This is a genomic window from Xanthomarina spongicola (genome assembly GCF_003148645.1).
Taxonomy (GTDB): Bacteria; Bacteroidota; Bacteroidia; order Flavobacteriales; family Flavobacteriaceae; genus Xanthomarina; species Xanthomarina spongicola.
This window is the reverse complement of record NZ_QGGP01000001.1, coordinates 537,467-557,978: the sequence shown is the minus strand read 5'-3', so window position 1 is coordinate 557,978 and position 20,512 is coordinate 537,467. Positions and strand designations below refer to the sequence as shown.

The 20,512-nt window shown below is 30.5% G+C and carries 18 protein-coding genes and 1 tRNA gene; 13 read left to right on the top strand and 6 right to left on the bottom strand.

Features of this window, described 5'->3' with window-relative positions; all coding sequences use genetic code 11:
• Nucleotides 1-99 precede the first annotated feature (99 nt).
• Nucleotides 100-1,080: a ribonucleotide-diphosphate reductase subunit beta gene (locus tag LX78_RS02565; protein ID WP_109681069.1), complete on the bottom strand. Its 981-nt coding sequence runs from the start codon at nt 1,078-1,080 to the stop codon at nt 100-102.
• A gap of 577 nt (nt 1,081-1,657) precedes the next feature.
• On the opposite strand from LX78_RS02565, the gene LX78_RS02560 reads away from it, so the two are divergent.
• Together LX78_RS02560 and LX78_RS02555 are read left to right on the top strand one after the other, a co-directional pair.
• Nucleotides 1,658-2,392, top strand: a complete 735-nt coding sequence (locus LX78_RS02560) for a LytR/AlgR family response regulator transcription factor (protein WP_109681068.1) — start codon at nt 1,658-1,660, stop codon at nt 2,390-2,392.
• 4 nt (nt 2,393-2,396) lie between these two features.
• Entirely contained in the window at nt 2,397-4,376 is a 1,980-nt protein-coding gene (locus tag LX78_RS02555; RefSeq protein WP_109681067.1) for a tetratricopeptide repeat-containing sensor histidine kinase, read from the top strand.
• A gap of 9 nt (nt 4,377-4,385) precedes the next feature.
• Here LX78_RS02555 and LX78_RS02550 read toward each other — a convergent pair whose 3' ends face one another.
• Complete coding sequence (locus tag LX78_RS02550; RefSeq protein WP_109681066.1) at nt 4,386-4,955, bottom strand: DUF3109 family protein; 570 nt, start codon at nt 4,953-4,955, stop codon at nt 4,386-4,388.
• A 102-nt stretch (nt 4,956-5,057) separates the two neighbouring features.
• Between LX78_RS02550 and LX78_RS02545 the strand changes: the two genes are divergently transcribed.
• Together LX78_RS02545 and LX78_RS02540 are read left to right on the top strand one after the other, a co-directional pair.
• Nucleotides 5,058-5,261, top strand: a complete 204-nt coding sequence (locus LX78_RS02545; protein WP_109681065.1) for a hypothetical protein — start codon at nt 5,058-5,060, stop codon at nt 5,259-5,261.
• Nucleotides 5,261-5,863, top strand: a complete 603-nt coding sequence (locus LX78_RS02540; RefSeq protein WP_109681064.1) for an FAD-dependent oxidoreductase — start codon at nt 5,261-5,263, stop codon at nt 5,861-5,863. Before LX78_RS02545 ends, LX78_RS02540 begins: the two co-directional genes overlap by 1 nt.
• Here the strand turns inward: LX78_RS02540 and LX78_RS02535 are convergent.
• The 4 genes from LX78_RS02535 to LX78_RS02520 form a co-directional block, all read right to left on the bottom strand.
• Nucleotides 5,860-7,452 (bottom strand): S41 family peptidase, encoded by a 1,593-nt coding sequence (locus LX78_RS02535; RefSeq protein WP_109681063.1) that lies wholly within the window; start codon nt 7,450-7,452, stop codon nt 5,860-5,862. The genes LX78_RS02540 and LX78_RS02535 overlap by 4 nt on opposite strands.
• Entirely contained in the window at nt 7,452-7,883 is a 432-nt protein-coding gene (locus LX78_RS02530) for a deoxycytidylate deaminase (protein WP_109681062.1), read from the bottom strand. Before LX78_RS02530 ends, LX78_RS02535 begins: the two co-directional genes overlap by 1 nt.
• A gap of 119 nt (nt 7,884-8,002) precedes the next feature.
• Nucleotides 8,003-8,593, bottom strand: a complete 591-nt coding sequence (locus tag LX78_RS02525; RefSeq protein WP_109681061.1) for a HupE/UreJ family protein — start codon at nt 8,591-8,593, stop codon at nt 8,003-8,005.
• 118 nt (nt 8,594-8,711) lie between these two features.
• Nucleotides 8,712-8,793 (bottom strand) — tRNA-Leu (locus LX78_RS02520).
• A 144-nt stretch (nt 8,794-8,937) separates the two neighbouring features.
• On the opposite strand from LX78_RS02520, the gene LX78_RS02515 reads away from it, so the two are divergent.
• The 9 genes from LX78_RS02515 to LX78_RS14970 all read left to right on the top strand — a co-directional run bounded on the left by LX78_RS02515 (nt 8,938) and on the right by LX78_RS14970 (nt 20,448).
• Nucleotides 8,938-9,879 (top strand): ribose-phosphate pyrophosphokinase, encoded by a 942-nt coding sequence (locus LX78_RS02515; RefSeq protein WP_109681060.1) that lies wholly within the window; start codon nt 8,938-8,940, stop codon nt 9,877-9,879.
• Between the two features lie 25 nt (nt 9,880-9,904).
• Nucleotides 9,905-10,555 carry a 50S ribosomal protein L25/general stress protein Ctc gene (locus tag LX78_RS02510; RefSeq protein WP_109681059.1) on the top strand — a complete coding sequence of 217 codons (651 nt, stop codon included), beginning with the start codon at nt 9,905-9,907 and terminating at the stop codon, nt 10,553-10,555.
• 145 nt (nt 10,556-10,700) lie between these two features.
• Complete coding sequence (pth, locus tag LX78_RS02505) at nt 10,701-11,267, top strand: aminoacyl-tRNA hydrolase (RefSeq protein WP_245881456.1); 567 nt, start codon at nt 10,701-10,703, stop codon at nt 11,265-11,267.
• Between the two features lie 218 nt (nt 11,268-11,485).
• On the top strand, nt 11,486-13,450 hold the full coding sequence (locus tag LX78_RS02500; protein ID WP_170109786.1) for a M43 family zinc metalloprotease: 1,965 nt from the start codon (nt 11,486-11,488) through the stop codon (nt 13,448-13,450).
• Between the two features lie 236 nt (nt 13,451-13,686).
• Nucleotides 13,687-16,536 (top strand): T9SS-dependent choice-of-anchor J family protein, encoded by a 2,850-nt coding sequence (locus LX78_RS02495; protein ID WP_109681056.1) that lies wholly within the window; start codon nt 13,687-13,689, stop codon nt 16,534-16,536.
• Between the two features lie 79 nt (nt 16,537-16,615).
• Nucleotides 16,616-17,551 carry a bifunctional riboflavin kinase/FAD synthetase gene (locus LX78_RS02490; protein ID WP_109681055.1) on the top strand — a complete coding sequence of 312 codons (936 nt, stop codon included), beginning with the start codon at nt 16,616-16,618 and terminating at the stop codon, nt 17,549-17,551.
• A complete protein-coding gene (locus tag LX78_RS02485; protein WP_109681054.1) occupies nt 17,544-18,875 on the top strand; it encodes an HTTM domain-containing protein in 1,332 nt (443 codons plus the stop codon). The genes LX78_RS02490 and LX78_RS02485 overlap by 8 nt, the downstream gene beginning before the upstream one ends.
• A 33-nt stretch (nt 18,876-18,908) precedes the next feature.
• Nucleotides 18,909-20,180 carry a serine--tRNA ligase gene (gene serS, locus LX78_RS02480; RefSeq protein ID WP_109681053.1) on the top strand — a complete coding sequence of 424 codons (1,272 nt, stop codon included), beginning with the start codon at nt 18,909-18,911 and terminating at the stop codon, nt 20,178-20,180.
• Nucleotides 20,181-20,322: 142 nt separating this feature from the next.
• The gene (locus LX78_RS14970; RefSeq protein ID WP_281267896.1) at nt 20,323-20,448 is read left to right on the top strand and encodes a hypothetical protein; all 126 of its coding nucleotides are present in this window, start codon (nt 20,323-20,325) and stop codon (nt 20,446-20,448) included.
• Nucleotides 20,449-20,512 lie beyond the last annotated feature (64 nt).

Sequence of the window (20,512 nt, the reverse complement as noted above, 5' to 3'; positions counted from 1 at the left end):
TAATTTAAATAATTATTGGAAATAAGTTAACTGAATATTTACTTGAAATATTGAATAAAAAGATTGCTATTAACTTATTTTATATTCTTGGGTTGCTTGCTAAAAATCGGCGTCAAATTTAAATTTATCCTCTTCCTCTTCTTTATTTAAAACACCTGCTTTCTGGTACTCTGACACTCGTTTTTCAAAGAAATTTGTTTTTCCTTGTAACGATATCATGTCCATGAAATCGAATGGATTAGCAGTGTTATATTCTTTTTCACAATCTAATTCGCTTAAAAGTCTATCTGTTACAAACTCTAAGTATTGCGACATTAATTTAGCGTTCATGCCAATTAAACTTGCTGGTAAAGATTCTGTAATAAATTCACGTTCTATATCTAACGCATCAATAAGAATTTCTCTAATACGTTCTTTAGGCACTTTATTAACCAAGTGTTTGTTATGTAGGTGTACTGCAAAGTCGCAATGCACACCTTCATCTCTTGAAATTAACTCGTTAGAGAAAGTTAATCCTGGCATTAAGCCACGTTTTTTTAACCAAAAAATAGAGCAAAATGCTCCTGAAAAGAAAATTCCTTCTACTGCTGCAAAAGCAATTAAACGCTCACCAAAACTTGGTGATTCTATCCATTTTAAAGCCCAATCTGCTTTCTTCTTTATGGCAGGAAAATTATCTAAAGCATTAAAAAGTTGGTCTTTTTCTTTTTCGTCTTTTACGTAGGTGTCTATTAATAGCGAATAGGTTTCACTATGTATGTTTTCCATCATTATTTGAAATCCGTAAAAGAACTTTGCCTCACTATATTGAACTTCATTGATAAAGTTTTCTGCTAAGTTTTCATTCACAATTCCATCACTAGCTGCAAAAAAAGCTAATATGTGTTTAATAAAATAGCGCTCATCATCATTCAATTTACTTTTCCAATCTGTAAGATCTTGGTGTAAATCTATTTCTTCAGCAGTCCAAAAACTTGCTTCAGATTTTTTGTACCATTCCCAAATATCATGGTGTTGAATTGGAAATATTACAAATCTATCCTTATTTTCTAGCAATATTGGTTCTGTTACTTGAGACATTATTTTTTAGTGTTTTTAAATTGTGAAACGAAAATTTTGATGTGATTTGGGGCTAACAAAGATTCAAAAATGAGATTGAAAATGAAAGGTTAAGTTATAAACATTGTCAACAAGTTTTTAACAAAAGTAATCTGTCAATTATTATGAATCGCATATCTATTTAAGCGTTATCTAGCTGACTATTAAGCACTTATTTTTTTGTGAATTAAATTTATTACTGTATGAAAATACGTGTTAAACAATAAAGAATGATAGGCAGCCACTATATTCTTTAGCAATACTTCTTTAGAATTTTTTGCATAAAAAAAGACCAGCTTGAACTGGTCTTTTTAGATCGATTAATAGCAAACATTATAAAATGAAATGCATATCCCTTAATTAATAGCATTACAAATATCAAAGATTTTATAATACAAAAATGAGATTTTGTATAGTTGGTAACAAATACTGTATAATTGGTAATCTAATTATTACATTTACTTAGTTAATAGGAAGATAAATACTCTTTATACAAAAATTGCAGCCAACTATACATATAAAAGGCTAAACAAAATAATATATTGCTATATTTGAGTTTATGATAAAAGCAGTAATTGTAGACGATGAAACTAAAGCTATACAAAGCTTAACATGGGAATTAGCTAATTTTAGCAACGAAATTCAAGTTATTGAAACTTTCACAAAACCCGAAGAGGCTATAGCATATTTAAAAACACACACGCCAGATTGTTTGTTTTTAGATATAAACATGCCAACTATGGATGGGTTTCAGTTTCTAGAATCCTTAACACAAAAAGATTTTGCCATTATTATTACAACAGCATATAATGAGTATGCCTTAAAAGCTTTAAAAAATGAAGCGATAGATTATTTATTAAAACCTATAGATTCTGATGATTTAAAGGAAACTATTAAAAAGATTAAAAAATTTCACAATAGTAATATATCTTCTGCTAAAGTTGAAGAAGTCTTATTAAATTTTAATGCAGGTTTAAAACAAAAAAAAGTTATTATAAACACAGATGGCAAACTCGTTTTTTTAAACGTAGACGATATTTTATATATCGAATCTGATGGAAATTATAGTACTTTTATAATGGCCAATAATCAAAAAATGGTTGTTACAAAAAAAATAAAAGAAATAGATGCCCTTTTACCAGAAAACTATTTTTTTAGAATTCACAATTCTTATATTATAAATCTAAATAAAATTAAAGAGTTTGTAAAAAACGACGGTTATGTAGTTATGGAGTCTAACGACAAAATACCTGTTGCCAGACTAAGAAAAACAGATTTTTTAAACAAATTATAATGTAATGAAACGTTATTTTTATTTTTCTAAAATGTCTTTAAAAAAAATAATAGCTCTGCTTCTAATTCTTTTATATTTCCCCTTTACTAGTATCTCTCAAAATGAAATAGACTCCAAATTTAAATCTGAAATAAATAATTTTTTAATAGATAAAACACCTATTTATAAAGTTTTAGATTCTACTTTCAGCAATGTTAAAAACGACACACTAAAGATGCAGTTTTTATTAATTAAAAGTAGAGAAACTAATTATTTAGAAGGCCAAAGCTACTCCTTAAATATGCTAGGAGAAAACTATAGAAATCTCTCGATTTACGATAAAGCTATAGAAACTCATCAAGAAGCTTTAGATATAGCTAAAGAGGCAAAAAACATAGATTTACAAGTTGTAAGCTTAAACATGTTAGGAGTAGTCTATAGAAGACTGGACGTAATTAGAACAGCATTAGACTACCATAAGGAAGCTTTAGATTTAGCTGAAACTGTAAAGCCAATTACTCTAGAATTAAAACACAGTATTGCTATTTCTCAAAACAGTATGGGAAATATTTATTTAGCTCTTAAACAATATGATTTAGCATTAGAACTCTTTTATAAATCTTTAGAAATTGAAAAAGAACTAGATAATAAATTAGGCTTAGCAATTAATTATCATAATATTGGTTATGCCCAAGAAGCTAAAGGAAATATTGATGTTGCCTTGCTTAATTATGAAACTTCCTTAAAATACAACAACGAAATAAACTCAGATATTGGTCGTGTTATTTGCTATAATAGTATTGGAAAACTAGATATTTTAAAAGGCGACTACAAAGAGGCTTTACCAGTTATTGAAAACGCATTAGAAAGGGCTAAAATTACTAATGATCAATATTATATATCGCTATCTTATGCCAATCTAGGTTTGATAAATTTAAAACTGAATAATTTTAATGATGCTGAAAATAATTTAAACGAAGCATTAAATATTGCAAAAAAATTCAATTTAAAATCTCAAGAATCTGAAGCCTACAAATATCTTTCACAATTAAATGAACAGTTAGCAAATTATAAAACTGCTCTTCAATTCTATCAACTGTATGTAGATTTAGATAAAACAATTACTAACGAAAAAAACTTTCAATATGTAAGCGATTTAATTCTAAAATATGAAAGCGAAAAGAAAAACAATCAAATAAAAGCATTGGCTAGCGAAAACGAAATTGTAAAATTAAAACTAATACAAAACCGTAAAATTTTACTCTTAAGCTTACTTGGAGGTATATTAATTGTTGGCTTTTTTGTTATTCTACAAAGGCAACACAGATTAAAAAATGAAAAAAAGATTGTAACACTAGAGCAAGAGATGTTACGTAACCAGATGAATCCTCATTTTATTTTTAACTCACTAAACTCTATAAAACTTTATATTATTAATAATGAAAAGGAAAACGCTGTTTATTATTTAAACAAATTTTCTAAACTCATTCGAAAAATACTTATCGCTTCAACCGAAAAAGAGATTTCTCTACAAGACGAGTTAGATACTATGGATCTTTATATGAATATTGAAAATATGCGTTTTTCAAATGAAATTAATTACAAAACATCCATAGAAACAGATGTAAATCCATCTATTATTAAAGTTCCTTCATTAATTTTGCAACCTTTTTTAGAAAATGCTCTTTGGCATGGTTTATCTTCTAAAACAGGAGAAAAAAACATTTATTTAGATGTTAATCAAAAAAATCCAGGCTACATTACTATTACTATAACAGATAATGGTGTTGGTAGATCTGTTTCTGAAAAAATAAAAGAACAAAAAAAATTAAAACGAAAATCTGTAGGTATAGACATTACAAAAGCTAGGTTAGAAAACTTTTCAAAAGATTTTATAAACGATTATAAAATTGAAATTATAGATTTATTTGAAAACGAAAACCCTTCAGGAACAAAGGTTATTGTAAACATTCCAATAAAAACATTTGTTTTAAAAACTGCTTAATAGAGAATTTTATTTATTGAATCCTTTAGCTACATTCTCTAATTCTGCATACCAATCTTCCCCAAATTTTCTTATTAATGCCTCTTTTACAAATTTATAAATTGGCACTTGAAGTTCTTTTCCTAAAGTACAAGCATCGTCACAAATTTCCCATTTATCATAATTAACTGCCGAAAACTCGCTATAATCTTTTACTCTTATAGGATATAAATGACAAGAAACAGGTTTCTTCCAGCTTACAACACCTTGATTATAAGCTTCTTCAATTGCACAAAGAGCAGTCCCTTTTTTGTCAAAAATAACATAAGCACAATCTGCATTATTAATTAAAGGAGTTTCAAAATCTCCAAATTCTGTTGTAATAAAAACGCCTTGTTTTTCAATAGCTTCAATCCCTTCTTTTCTTAAAAAAGGTTTTACTTTTGGATAGATATCCTCAAGAATTTTTGTTTCACTATCCTCCAGTGGAGCTCCAGCATCGCCATCAATACAACAAGCACCTTTGCATGCCGAAAGGTTACAGAGAAAATCTTTCTCAATAATATCTTCTGAAACGATGGTTTTTCCTAATTGAAACATGTGGCAAATATACATTTTAAAAGCATAAATAAAACGTCAAAAAGATTCTAATATTCGTTTCAAATTATCGAAATTTGCAACAAGAAAATAAACACTTAACTCATGAAGATTTTCAAGATTTTGTTATCAATACTTGCAATTGTATTAATAATTTACAATTTTACTCAGGTTAATTTTAATGCTCCTTTTGAAGAAGAAAGCATTATAGCCTTTATTACTATTCTAGCCTCTATGTGTGCTTTAATTTTATTGCAAATTTTAAGACTTTCAAAAAAAATTGAAAAACAGATAAAACAAAATAAATAATGTTCGATGTTTTAATTATTGGTGGAGGAGCTTCTGGCATGTCTTGTGCCTTGGTTTTAGGTTCTGCAAAAAAACAAGAATTTGCTAAAAACAAACAGATTGGCATTATATTACATCAAAAAACGTCTCATCTACAAAACGCTCTATTTAATAATGTTTTAGGATTAACTCCAGGAACAACTGGAGAATCTATACTTGAAAATGGCATGCACCAACTTGCATCTTTATATCCACATGTTAAGCAAATAGAACATGAAAAAGTATGTGAAATTGTTAAAGCTGAAAATGGCTTTTTAGTAAAAACTAATAAGGCTGAATATAACTCCAAAATTGTTGTTGTAGCAGTTGGATACACCAATTTAATAACTATTGAAGGTTTAGAAAAATACATAGAACCTCATCCAAGAGCAAAAGCTGAAAAAAATAGAATCTGGTTGAAAAATACAGATCATAAAATAGAAGAAAACCTTTATGTGACAGGGACTTTAGCTGGATGGCGAAGTCAATTTGCTATTGCTTGTGGTAGTGGAACTCAAGTGGCAACAGACATTTTAACGCTTTGGAATAATGGTGAGCATGTTAAGATTCATGATAAAATTTAATCCACTCTATTACTCAATGTTATAACCTCTTCAATCATAATATCTTTTTGATTGATAACTTCTTCGAAAGCGCCATTTCCATAAAGTTGGTCTGCTAAAGTGGCTTTAATATATTGTTTAACTTCTTCGTTGTAGGCAACAAATGTAATATTGGCTTTTGTCTTTTCATTTAAATAATTTTGAAAATCCAAAACCATATCGTCGTTAAACTGAAAGCTCATAATAAACTCCTTTCTTGAAATATTATCGTAAGCATGACGATCTTTTTCTAAAAGTTCGAAAACAAAATTGCTAATAAACCCTCTTCTGTCTAAAAAAGTAAGTGTTTCGTTTTGCATACTCATATCTAAAGGCACAAACACATCTGGAATAATACCACCTCCTCCATAAACAACTTTTCCATTAGGAGTTGTAAATTTTAAAGAATCTGCTACTTCAATTTTTTCAGGATCTAAAAGTTCGCCACTATTTAATCGATCGAAATACTCGTCGTAATAATCTCTATTTCCGTTTTCATAAGAACGCTGAATGGAGCGACCTGTTGGTGTATAGTATCTTGAAACGGTTAGTCTAACTGCACTTCCGTCTCCTAACTCCATTTCTCTTTGCACCAACCCTTTACCATAAGAACGACGTCCAACAATAGTTCCTTTATCGTTATCTTGTAATGCTCCTGCTATAATTTCGCTTGCTGAAGCTGAGTTTTCATCTATTAGTACGTAAACTTTTCCTTTTTCAAATGTGCCTTTTTTTGTAGCATAGCTTTTTTCAATATCACCTCTTTTATTTTTAGTGAATAAAATAAGCTTGTCGTCTTCAAGAAATTCATCTACAATTTGTTCGGCAACACCTAAAAAACCTCCAGGATTATTTCGTAAATCGACTGCTAATTCTTTAATTCCAGCTTTTTGCAATTTAGTAAGTTCCTTTTTAAATTCTTTATAAGTGGATTCTGCAAAACGGTTAATTTTAATATAACCTAACTTATCTGTAAGCATGTAAGCTGCATCAACAGATCTTATTGGAATATGATTTCTTTTCACAGAAAAATTTAAAAGTTCTGGCTCACCTCTTCTGTAAACTTTTAAATCGACTATGGTATTAATAGGCCCTTTTAATTTTTTAATGATATCGTTATTGTTAAAATCTTTGCCAAAAATAGAATCGCCATTTGCCATAATAATTCTGTCTCCTCCAATAATCCCAGCTTTTTCACTTGGACCTCCTTCTACAGCTCTAATTACTGTAATGGTATCTTTATAAGTATAAAAATTAATGCCAATACCTACAAAATCGCCTTTCATATTATCGGTTACACGTTGCATATCTTCTTTTGGAATATATACCGAATGTGGATCTAGATTATTTAAAATGCCATTTACTGTTACATCTACAATACTATCTGTATTAACATCGTCAATGTATTCGTAATCTATATAATCTATAAGTCTATTAAGTTTGTCCTTTTTGCTGTTTTTTGTAAATAATCTATCAGACGTATCAGTGAAATTTAATTTTCCCCCAATGTATATTCCTGCTGCAATTGCAACACCAATAATAAGTGGGATATATTTTTTCTTTAGCCTCATTAAGCTTTTAAATCTTCTATTAATACAAGTTCAATTCCTGCTTTTTTTAAAAATTGCAATCCTGAATCGTCTTTATATGCTTCTTTATATACAACTCTAACAATTCCTGCTTGATGGATTAATTTACTACACTCCTTACAAGGAGATAAGGTAATATATAATGTAGCTCCTTTACAAGATTGTGTTGAAGACGCTACTTTTAAAATTGCATTGGCTTCAGCATGCAAAACATACCATTTGGTATAACCTTCGTCGTCTTCACAATAATTTTCAAACCCAGTTGGTGTGCCATTAAATCCATCAGAAATAATCATTCTTTCTTTTACAATAATTGCGCCAACTTGTTTACGTTCACAATAAGATAGTTTTCCCCATTCTTTTGCAATTCTTAAATAAGCTTTATCGTATTTAAGTAGTTTGTGTTCTTTCATATATATCTCAAAGTGAAAATCTAATTTAATAATATACAACGAAGATAGGTTGTAAGTATTTTAATTACAACCAGAGAATTAAAGTTTTATGAAAACTTTAGGTAAAAATGAAGGTTATTTTAAGCTAATAAATCGCTATTCAAAATCATTGGAATAACTAATCCAACCACAACTGCCGAAATTACCATAACCCAATCGCGTTTAGAAAATCTAAAAACAGTTTGCATGATGTAACCTAAAAATAGCACTACAAAAACAATAATTACTTGAGCAATTTCAATACCTAGAGCAAATTCTAAAAGAGTTACTAATTTGTTATCAGACTGTCCAACTAACATTCTAAATTCTCTTGCAAAACCCAATCCATGAACTAACCCAAAGAATAATGTGGAGAAAAACAGAACGCCAACTTTTTCTTTTTGAGCTCCTTTTCCTGCTGTAAATACATTGAAAAGTGCAACCATTAAAATAGTTACTGGAATCAAAAATTCTACTAATTGACCATTAACACTCACTACATTATAAGCTGCTAAAACTAAAGAAAGGGTATGACCCAATGTGAATAAAGTAACTAACAGTAAAACACGTTTCCAATCTTTAAAAAGATATGGTACTGCTAGAACTATTAAAAAGAGAACATGATCGTAGGCATTTATATCTAATACGTGATTGATGCCATACTCTACGTGAAACCAGAAATTATCAAACATTGTTTATTGTCGTTTATTTGGGTGTTTTCAAATATACAATTTATAACGAAATGACAATAAAAGCATCATTAATTTAAACATAAAAGACACACAAATTGTGTGTCTTTTATTATCTGAGTACTCAAGGTGGGAATCGAACCCACACTCTCGAAAGAACTGGATTTTGAATCCAGCGCGTCTACCAATTCCGCCACTTGAGCTAAATAGACTGCAAAATTATAAAATAAAATAGCACAAACAATTAAAATTAGTCCCTTTTATGCTTTTGGAGTTGAAATAAATTCCTAAATTTGCACCTCATTTAATAAAAACGATTTAATTCGTTACAAAACAACAGTTTAACAATGCCAAACGCTAAAACAGAGGCTAAAATTTTTACTTGTACACAAAGTAAAGAGCTTGCTATTAAAATTGCAGGTGCTTTCGGTGTTCCATTAGGCAATGTTATAACCTCTACTTATAGCGATGGTGAGTTTCAACCATCTTATGAAGAATCCATAAGAGGGACTCGTGTTTTTATTATAGGTTCTACACATCCAGGTCCAGAAAATTTAATGGAAATGTTATTAATGATTGATGCAGCTAAGCGTGCATCTGCAAGACATATAACAGCTGTACTTCCTTATTTTGGATGGGCTAGACAAGATAGAAAAGACAAGCCAAGAGTACCAATTGCTGCTAAATTAGTTGCAAAGATGTTGGAAGCTGCTGGAGCAACTCGAATAATTACAATGGATTTGCATGCCGATCAAATTCAAGGGTTTTTTGAAAAACCTGTAGATCACCTTTTTGCTTCAACTATATTTTTACCTTATTTAAAAAGTTTAAATCTAGACAACTTAACTATTGCTTCTCCAGATATGGGAGGATCGAAAAGAGCTTATGCGTATTCTAAAGCGTTAGAAAGTGATGTGGTTATTTGCTATAAGCAAAGAGCAAAAGCAAATACCATCTCTCATATGGAATTAATTGGAGATGTAACAGGTAAAAATGTTGTATTGGTGGACGATATGGTAGACACAGCTGGCACATTAACAAAAGCAGCCGATTTAATGATAGAACGTGGTGCATTAAGTGTTCGTGCTATTTGTACACATCCTATTTTGTCTGGAAATGCTTATGAAAAAATTAAAAACTCAAAACTAGAAGAATTAATTGTAACAGATTCAATTCCTCTAAAACATAAAAGCAGCAAAATAATAGTTTTAAGCTGTGCCGAACTTTTTGCAGATGTAATGCATAATGTCCATTACAACAAATCAATTAGTTCAAAATTTATAATGTAATTAATAATTAATATAAACACAAACAATGAAATCAATTACAATCAACGGATCTCAAAGAGAAAGCGTGGGCAAAAAAGCAACAAAAGCCTTACGTAATGCTGGTCAGGTTCCTTGCGTATTATACGGAGGAGACAAACCAGTTCATTTTACAGCTGAAGAATTAGCCTTCTCAAAACTTGTATATACGGCTAATGCGCATACAGTTGCAATTGCTTTAGATAATGGTGAAACTTATAATGCTATTATGCAAGATATTCAGTTTCATCCTGTAACAGATAAAATTTTACATATAGATTTCTATCAGTTATATGAAGACAAACCAATTATGATGGAAATTCCAGTACATTTTATTGGAAATTCTAAAGGTGTTAAAGCTGGTGGTGTATTACGTAAAAACGCACGTAAATTACGTATCAAAGCTTTACCAAAAAACTTACCAGATTTTATAGAGGTAGATATTACACCTTTAAAAATTGGAAACAAATTATATGTTACTGCTTTAGAAAACGAAGCTTTCAACATAATGCATCCAGACAATACAGTTGTTTGTCAAATTAAACGTGCTAGAGCTGCAATGGTTGTTGCTGCTGAAGATGATGATGAAGAAACAGAAGGAGCAGAAGGAACTACTGAAGGAGGAGAAACTCCAGAAGTAGCTGCAGAAACTCAAGAATAAACCTAACAGTTTAACTTATACTAAAGCATTCTGAATAATTCAGAATGCTTTTTTTATTTTTACACAAATAAATAAAATGTGTAACTTCTTAAAAAATCTTTTTAGTAAACAGGATACTCCTATTTATAGTGAAGAAACAAACACAATGAAAAAATTTTTAATTGTTGGTCTTGGTAATATTGGCGAAAAATATGCAAACACCAGACACAATATTGGTTTTAAAATATTAGATCATTTAGCAAAAAAAGAAGACCTGTCTTTTGTTACACAAAAATTAGGAGACCTAACTACATACAAATTTAAAGGAAGAACCTTTATTTTATTAAAGCCAAGTACCTATATGAATTTAAGTGGTAAAGCAGTTCTTTATTGGCTTACAAAAGAAAAAATACCTTTAGAAAATCTTCTAATAATTACTGATGATTTAAATTTAACTTTTGGGACTTTTAGACTTAAAACCAAAGGTAGTGATGGTGGACATAACGGATTAAAAGATATTCAAGACAAATTAAATACTACTAATTATAATAGGTTTAGATTTGGAATTAGTAATGAATTTAATAAAGGATCTCAAGTAGATTATGTTTTAGGAGAATGGGATGAAGAGGAAAATAAAAAACTCCCTGAACGACTTGATAAATCAATAGAATTAATTAAATCTTTTGGTACAGCAGGCATTAATAATACCATGAATGCCTTTAATGGAAAATAAAAAAGGGAAGCTAAATTAGCTTCCCTTTTTTATTTTTAAAATTTATTACTAATACATATTATGTTAAATTATTATTACAAATTCAAAATTTGCACTTTGTATCTAACATTATTCTGATATTTATTTATATTTTAGTCCCTTATTACTCTCAAAACTATTAATTAATACACATTATGAAAAAAATTACTTTAAAATTTATGATTTTAACCTTTTTTTGCATGCCAGTTTTCTTATTAGCACAAGAAAAACAAAAGGCACCAAAAAAACAGATCAATCTAGAACTAACTGAAGAAAATCAAAGACACTTAGAAGAAACAGGATTTATAAGATGTGCTACTGTAGAAGTGGAAGCTTTACGTAGACAAAACGATCCTTCAATCCAATCTGAAGAAGAATTTGAAAATTGGTTGGCGCCTTTAATTGAGGCACGTAAACAACGAATTGCTGAAGAAAAAGCTAACGGAACTTTTAGACGTATAGAATATAATATTCCAATTATATTTCATGTTATTACTGGTTCTGCAGGTGATGCTTACGATTTATCGGAAGCGCAAATACAAGCACAAATAGACCAATTAAATATTGATTTTAGAAATTTAGCAGGTAGTACACATGCTGCAGCTGCAGATTCTGAAATAAACTTTATTCCAGCAACAGTAGATCCAAATGGAATTGCTTTAACCGAGCCAGGAATTAATAGAGTTTATGGATATACTGGCACACAATCACAATCATCTATGGATGGAACCGTTAAACCTGCAACTATTTGGGATCGTTCTTTATATGCTAACGTTTGGACAGCTAATTTAGGTGGTGGTTTATTAGGTTATGCACAATTTCCTTCAAATTCAACATTACCAGGTATGCCAGGAAGTGGTGGTTCTGCACAAACAGATGGTGTAGTAGTACTTGCTGGAACTGTTGGTTCTGTTGCAAATCCAGGAACAGCTGCTCCATATAACTTAGGTCGTACGTTAACTCATGAAATTGGTCACTGGATAGGTTTAAGACATATTTGGGGAGATGGTGGTTGTACTGTGGATGATTATTGTGCAGATACACCTAATGCTGGTGGTGCAAACTTTGGATGTCCAAGTGTAGATTCTTGTGCTGGTGGTGATGTAGATATGGTTGAAAACTATATGGATTATACAGATGATGCTTGTATGGATATTTTCACTAACGATCAGGTTGGCAGAATGGTTACTGCACTAGAAAATGCCACTGGTCTTTCAAGTCTTCCAAGCTCACCAACAGGTAATCCTGTTACGGTTTACGATTTAGATGGTCGAATAAAAATAAACAATTTAAATCTAGTTGATTGTGAGTACACAATTACACCTGAAATTGAATTAATTAATACAGGAAATAATCCTATAACCTCTATTACAATAAGCTATGATATTGATGGAAACACTCCAACAGATTATTTTTGGTCAGGAAATCTAGCTAATACTGGAGACTCTGAAGTAATTAATCTTCCTACAACTTCATCAACTTCAGGATCACATACTTTCAATGTTAATATTACAAGTCCTAATGGAGGAACAGATATGAATGTTGTAAATGATGTTGATTCTGAAAATTTTGATTTTGGAACTTCTTTTATGGGTTCAACGAGCATTGAATTAGAATTAGTAACCGATGACTACGGAAGTGAAACAACTTGGGAATTTACAAATTCTAGTGGTACGGTTTTATATGGTAGCGGTTCTCTTTCTAGTAATACAACTTACAACGAATCATTCACTATTGAGGATAATGAATGTTACACATTTACAATTTATGATTCTTATGGAGATGGTATTTGCTGTGATTATGGAACCGGATCTTATGAACTGTCAGATAATACAGGGACAATAATTTTTACAGGTGCCGAATTTGCTGCAGAAGAGGCTACAACAATTTCTACAGCTTCTTTAAGTACGTCTGAATTTGAATTAAGTACTTCTTTAAGTATTTACCCAAATCCAACATCTCAAGTTCTTAATATAAAGTCAACAAATACTAATTTACCAGATGCGTATGCTATTTACAATATGTTAGGTCAAGAAATCATGAGTAATAAAATCTCGAATGAATCTGATTTATCAATAAACACATCTAACCTAAGCAACGGAATGTATTTTATTAAAATAGCTAAAGAATCTAATCAAGTTTCTTTACCGTTTATTAAGAAATAACCCTTATTACCAAATAAACTTAAAAGAGGATTGATGCTTATCAATCCTCTTTTTTTGTCAAAAATTTTTAAAATTGATCAAATACTTCAACTTTTAAAAACATTCTATTAATACGTTTTATGTTAAAAAAACTTCATTAATACTCAATTAGAGCTTTTTATATAATATTTTCTTGTTAATTTTATTTAAATTTACATATTAAACACACTTAAAATCAACTTATTAATTAGTGAATTATGAAACAGAACGACTTTAAAAAAGTTTTATTAGGTTTATTTATGCTTTTAATGGTTTTTAGTTTGCAAGCGCAACAAAAAACAAGTTTAGCTACAAGTATTTTATCTAATGAACCTTTACAATTAACAGAAGAAAATCAAAGACATTTTGAAGAAACAGGTTATGTAAGATGTGCAACTGTAGAAATGGAAGCCTTACGTAGACAAAACGACCCTTCAATTCAATCTAAAGAAGAATTTGAAAATTGGTTAGCACCTTTAATCGAAGCTCGTAATCAACGAATAGCTGAAGAAAAGGCAAACGGAACCTTTAGGCGTGCAGTAGTTAATATTCCAATAATATTTCATGTGCTTACTGGCTCTGCTGGAGATGCTAACGATTTATCTGCATCACAAATACAAGCGCAGATAGACCAATTAAATATAGATTTTAGAAATTTAGCAGGAAGCACACATGCTGCAGCTGCCGATGCTGAAATTAATTTTATTCCGGCAGTAATTGATCCAAGTGGAAACACTTTAGCAGAGCCAGGAATCGATAGAGTTTATGGCTATCCAGGAACAATTTCTACAACAGCACTAGACAATACGATTAAACCTGCAACTATATGGGATCGCTCTTTATATGCAAATATTTGGACAGCAAATCTTGGTGGTGGGTTATTAGGATATGCGCAATTCCCATCAAATTCAACATTACCAGGTTTACCTACAAGTGGAGGTTCAGCTCAAACAGATGGTGTAGTTGTACTTGCTGGAAGTGTAGGTTCTGTAGCAAATCCAGGAACAGCTGCTCCTTATAACTTAGGTCGTACTTTAACACATGAAGTTGGTCACTGGATAGGATTAAGGCATATTTGGGGAGATACATCTGCTTGTACAAACGATGATTATTGTGCAGACACTCCTGATTCTACAACTTCTAATGGAGGTTGCCCTACTATTGACCGTTGTCCTAGTGATGGTTTAGGAAACGATATGGTTGAAAACTACATGGATTACACAAATGATGCTTGTATGAATATATTTACTAACGATCAAGTTAGTAGAATGATAACAGTTCTTGAAAATGCTACTGGTATATCAAACTTACCAAACTCAAACACTGGAAACTCTACTCCTACAATTGCTTTTGGCACACCAATAGTGAACGAATTAGAAGGCACAAGTTGTATCGCTCGAGATGTTAATATACCTGTTAATATTGCTATAGGAGCATCAGCTAATGCAACAGTCACTTTTTCAGTAAGTGGTTCAGCAACAAATATGACAGATTTTGAAATTTTAACTCCATCTGTAACTTTTGCATCTGGAGACAATTCGAGTCAAGACCTAATGCTTAGAATATTTGAAGATGGATTTGTTGAAGCTGACGAAACAATTATTGTTGACATGACTTTAAATGCCAATGGTGGAGATGCTGAATTAGCAACAAATGGTTCTGAAACGTTAACTTATACTATTTTGAATGATGATAACAGTCCAAATCTTGGTTCTGTAGTTACATTGTTTAGTGATGATTTTGAAAGTTATAATACTTTCGATATTAGCCCAATTGGTGGATGGACAATGGATGATGGTGATGGTAATGCTACTTACGGTGAAGGTGATCCATATGAATGGACTAACCAATATTACACAGGAACATTTATTGTTTTTGATCCTTCTCAAGTTACTGGTGGTACTTTACCAGCATCATGGAATCCACATAGTGGCAACCAAGGCTATTATTGTTTTGCAGCAACAGATACACCTAATGGAACTGCTCAAAATGATGATCATATAATTACACCTCAAATAAGTCTTACTGGAGTTAACAGTGAATTACGTTTCTGGGCCAAAACACAAGATCCTACTTGGGGGTTAGAACGCTTTAATGTTAAAGTATCTACATCAGATACAGATTTATCAAATTTTGCAACCATACAACCAAGTTCACCGGCACCACAATCACCTTATCAATCGGCTCCTACGGCTTGGACAGAATATGTATTTGATTTATCTGCTTTCGATGGTATGGACATCTATATTGCTATTCATGAAGTATCAGCAGATAGCTATATCTTTATGTTAGATGATATTAGCGTAACAACTTTTATTCAAAATTCTGTTCAAACAACTGTAAATACTGGCACTTCTGCTCAGATGGATTTAAATGGATCTGGTTCAGCTTATGCTTATGATAGTACTTCCGCGAATATTATGGCTGAAGTACAAAACAATGATAGTTTTGATTATGGTTGTGCTGACATCTCTGTTATGCGTGCTGGTACTGGAGCACAAATGTATGAAAATCCAGATTCTGGCGAATTTGTAATGGATAAAGCATTTACAATTGGCACTGATTCTGGAAATACAGCTGGTGATGTTATGGCTACTTTCTATTTTACAAATGCTGAAATTACTGGTTGGGAATCTGCTACTGGTCAAGTAAGGGCAGATTTATACATAATAAGAGAAGTAAATGGTAATGTTGAAGATATTGTTCCTGCAACTATTGGAAGTTATGGCGCAACCGATGTTACTCTTGAAGGAAGTTTTACAGGTGCAGATGGAGATTTCTATTTTGGACCACTTAATGCATATTTAAGCGTTGAAGAAAATATACTTGAAGGGTTCAGTATGTTTCCAAATCCAACTTCTGGTGTACTTAACATCTCCTTAGCTAATGCAAATGAGTTACCAGATAGCTATGTTATTTATAACATGTTAGGTCAGGTAGTACTAAATAAAGAAATTAGTAACGAATCAGACTTAACGGTTAATACTTCAACTTTAAGTAATGGTATGTATTTTATTAAAATAGCTAAAGAATCTAATCAAATTTCTTTACCTTTCATTAAGAAATAAATTTTAATACTAAATAAACTTAAAAGAGGATTGATGTTTATCAATCCTCTTTTTTTATTTTTGAAGAAATAATAAACGTTTGAAAATTTTCGATTCCTTACCAGCAGATTTTAATTCGAAAACAGTGGTTACAATTGGCACCTTTGATGGTGTCCACATTGGTCATAAAAAAATTATCGAAAGATTAGTAAATACTGCAAAAAAGAGTGGTTTACAATCTGTTGTGCTTACCTTTTTCCCTCATCCAAGAATGGTCTTGCAGAACGATGCTAATATTAAACTTATAAATACCATTGAAGAACGTAGTCTTATTTTAAAACAACTTGGTTTAGATGTATTAATAATTAAGAAATTTACAAAAGATTTTTCACGTTTAACTGCAGAAGAATTTGTTTCAGAAATTTTAGTTAAACAACTTCATGCCAAAAAAATTATTATTGGTTACGACCACCATTTTGGAAGAAATCGTTCGGCAAACATTGAAGATCTAAAAGCCTTTGGTATACAATATGATTTTGATGTTGAAGAAATTTCAGCTCAAGACATTAATGAGGTTTCAGTAAGTTCCACAAAAATTAGAAATGCTTTAGTTGAAGGCGATGTTAAAACAGCAAATAAATATTTAGGAAATTACTTTATGCTAACTGGAAAAGTTGTTAAAGGTAAAAGCTTAGGAAACACCATTGGCTTTCCTACTGCTAATTTAAATATAAAGGAAACTTACAAACTCATCCCAAAACTAGGTGCTTATATTGTTAAAACTATCTATAAAAATCAAACTGTTTATGGAATGATGAATATTGGCACAAACCCAACTATAAAATCTAACAACCAACAATCCATAGAAGTTCATTTTTTCAATTTTAATGAATCTATCTATAATAAAACTTTAACTATTGAACTTTTAGATAGAATTAGAGATGAGCAAAAATTCGATTCAATTGAAGACCTTAAAATTCAATTACAAAAAGACAAAACAACCTCTTTAAACTATATAAATAAGCATCATGCTTAATAAACTACTTTTCAAACATATTGACAATAGTTCTTTAATTGTATTTAGAATCATTTTTGGTCTGTTATGTTTTTTAGAGTCTGTAGGTGCTATTTTTACAGGTTGGATTAAAAGAACCCTTATAGATCCAGAATTTACTTTTTCTTTTATAGGTTTCGAATGGTTACAACCACTTCCTGGCAACTGGATGTACGCTTATTACCTATTAATGGGTGTTTTTGGCTTGTGCATCATGCTTGGCTATAAATATCGTTTTAGTACCATTATGTTTACCATTTTGTGGGCAGGAACTTATTTTATGCAAAAAGCATCTTATAATAATCATTATTATTTATTGATTTTATTAAGTGCTATAATGGTATTTCAACCAGCTAATAAATATTATTCATTAGATGTAAGAAATAATCCAAGCATCAACCAAATATCAATGCCTAATTGGTGTCGTTTAGTTTTTATTTTACAAATGTTTATTGTCTATTCGTATGGAGCAATAGCTAAGCTATATCCAGATTGGTTAGATACCAGGTTTATTGAAATATTAATGAAAGGCAAACAACATTACTTACTTGTTGGTGAGTTGTTACAAGAAAAATGGATACATTATTTCTTAGCTTATGGTGGTATTTTATTCGATGGTTTAATAATTCCATTATTACTTTTTAAACCAACAAGAAGGTGGGCTTTTTTCGCATCTATATTCTTTCATTTGTTTAATTCAATTGTTTTCCAGGTTGGCATTTTCCCATATTTATCTTTAGCCTTTGCACTTTTCTTTTTTGAGCCTAAAACCATTCATAATATGTTCTTAAAAAGGAAGCCATTTTATAATAAAGATGAAGTGTTTATTCCTATATATAGAAACCTTTTAATAACCGTTTTTTCTATTTATTTCATTATTCAAATAGCTCTTCCTTTAAGACATCATTTTATAAAAGACAATGTGCTTTGGACAGAAGAAGGTCACAGATTATCATGGAGAATGATGCTGCGTTCCAAACAAGGTTTTGCTATCTATAAAGTTGTAAATAATAAAACAAAAAAACCAACAACTATAAATCTGAATGATTATTTATCTAATAAACAAATTCATTTAGCTTCAACAAAACCAGACGTAATTTGGCAATTTTCTCAACATTTAAAAGAAGAGTATCTTAAAAAAGGAGAAGAAGATGTTTCTATTTATATAGATTGTAAAATAAGCATTAATGGAAGACCTTACCAACAGCTTATAAATCCTGAAGTGGATTTAGCCTCTGTTCCTTGGCAAATTTTTAAACATAGCGATTGGATTTTACCCTCAAATGAAGATTATTTTACTAAGTAATTACGTAAATTTGTCGCTTAAATTTTTCATTCCATGTTACAAGTCCCTTTTATTAGAGAAAATAAAGAAGATGTTATAAAACGATTAGCTATTAGAAATATAGATGCTACTCAAATGATTGATGATGTTATTTCTATTGATGAAGACAGACGTCAAACTCAAACCCTTTTAGATAATGTCTTGGCAGAATCCAACAGCTTGTCTAAAAAAATTGGAGACTTATACAAATCAGGAAAAGCAGCTGAAGCTAATGTTTTAAAAGAAAAAACTATCCAGCTTAAAGAGAATAGCAAAAATTTAACTGAAAGACTTAACGACATTGTAGAAGCTTTAAATCAATTACTTTACAAAATTCCAAACGTACCTCATCCAAGTGTACCAAGTGGTTCTACAGAAGATGATAACGAAGAAATATATAGAGAAGGTAATATTCCCGTTTTACATAGTGAAGCTATTCCTCATTGGGAATTAGCAAAAAAATACGATATCATCGATTTCGACCTAGGTAATAAAATTACAGGAGCAGGATTTCCTGTTTACAAAGGAAAAGGCGCTAAATTACAACGTGCTTTAATTGCTTATTTTCTAGATAAGAATACTGAAGCTGGTTATACTGAATATCAATTACCACTTTTAGTAAATGAAGCCTCAGGTTTTGGAACTGGACAATTGCCAGATAAGGAAGGCCAAATGTATCATGTTACTGAAGATAATTTATATTTAATTCCAACTGCCGAAGTGCCAGGAACTAATATTTTTAGAGATGTAATTCTAGACGAATCTCAATTACCAATTGGAATAACAGGCTATACACCTTGTTTTAGACGCGAAGCTGGAAGCTATGGAGCACATGTAAGAGGTTTAAACAGATTGCACCAATTTGATAAAGTTGAAATTTTACGTGTAGAACATCCAGACCGTTCTTATCAAGCTTTAGACGAAATGGTAAATCATGTAAAAGATATTTTAAAAGAACTAAAATTACCATATAGAATTTTAAGACTTTGTGGTGGAGATATTGGCTTTACTTCTGCCCTGACATTCGATTTTGAAGTGTTTTCAACAGCACAAGATAGATGGCTAGAAATATCATCTGTTTCTAATTTTGAAACTTTTCAAGCCAACAGACTTAAACTTCGTTTTAAAAATAATGAAGGTAAAAACGAATTGGCACATACATTAAATGGAAGTTCACTTGCATTACCTAGAGTACTTGCTGGTATTTTAGAAAATTATCAAACTAAAGATGGTATCTTGATTCCTGATGTTTTAATACCATATACTGGATTTAAAATAATAAATTAACCATAGGATTTTTCTTACTTTTATTTATGTTTTTTCGATAAAATGACAAAAAAAGACGTTGTTTAACGATTTTTTGGCAATTTCCTTTGTTTATTAAATTATTTTTTTGATGTTAGTACTCCCAAACAAAAACCTACTTATTTTGAAAAATGTAAAACGTATTTTTCTACTAATTGCTTTAATAGTTATTGCTAGTAAAGTTTTATCTTCAGATTTTGATTTATTTAAATCTGAAAATAATACAAATACTATTGTTTCAACTAAATAAAGTATTAGTAATATAGAATTGCCCCAATCGAGTATTTGAATCATGTTAAATAAAACAAGATTAA

Coding starts and splice junctions, on each gene's coding strand:
- LX78_RS02565 (WP_109681069.1), bottom strand. CDS start 1,080: ATGTCTCAAGTAACAGAACCAATATTGCTAGAAAATAAGGATAGATTT.
- LX78_RS02560 (WP_109681068.1), top strand. CDS start 1,658: ATGATAAAAGCAGTAATTGTAGACGATGAAACTAAAGCTATACAAAGC.
- LX78_RS02555 (WP_109681067.1), top strand. CDS start 2,397: ATGAAACGTTATTTTTATTTTTCTAAAATGTCTTTAAAAAAAATAATA.
- LX78_RS02550 (WP_109681066.1), bottom strand. CDS start 4,955: ATGTTTCAATTAGGAAAAACCATCGTTTCAGAAGATATTATTGAGAAA.
- LX78_RS02545 (WP_109681065.1), top strand. CDS start 5,058: ATGAAGATTTTCAAGATTTTGTTATCAATACTTGCAATTGTATTAATA.
- LX78_RS02540 (WP_109681064.1), top strand. CDS start 5,261: ATGTTCGATGTTTTAATTATTGGTGGAGGAGCTTCTGGCATGTCTTGT.
- LX78_RS02535 (WP_109681063.1), bottom strand. CDS start 7,452: ATGAGGCTAAAGAAAAAATATATCCCACTTATTATTGGTGTTGCAATT.
- LX78_RS02530 (WP_109681062.1), bottom strand. CDS start 7,883: ATGAAAGAACACAAACTACTTAAATACGATAAAGCTTATTTAAGAATT.
- LX78_RS02525 (WP_109681061.1), bottom strand. CDS start 8,593: ATGTTTGATAATTTCTGGTTTCACGTAGAGTATGGCATCAATCACGTA.
- LX78_RS02515 (WP_109681060.1), top strand. CDS start 8,938: ATGCCAAACGCTAAAACAGAGGCTAAAATTTTTACTTGTACACAAAGT.
- LX78_RS02510 (WP_109681059.1), top strand. CDS start 9,905: ATGAAATCAATTACAATCAACGGATCTCAAAGAGAAAGCGTGGGCAAA.
- pth (WP_245881456.1), top strand. CDS start 10,701: ATGAAAAAATTTTTAATTGTTGGTCTTGGTAATATTGGCGAAAAATAT.
- LX78_RS02500 (WP_170109786.1), top strand. CDS start 11,486: ATGCCAGTTTTCTTATTAGCACAAGAAAAACAAAAGGCACCAAAAAAA.
- LX78_RS02495 (WP_109681056.1), top strand. CDS start 13,687: ATGAAACAGAACGACTTTAAAAAAGTTTTATTAGGTTTATTTATGCTT.
- LX78_RS02485 (WP_109681054.1), top strand. CDS start 17,544: ATGCTTAATAAACTACTTTTCAAACATATTGACAATAGTTCTTTAATT.
- serS (WP_109681053.1), top strand. CDS start 18,909: ATGTTACAAGTCCCTTTTATTAGAGAAAATAAAGAAGATGTTATAAAA.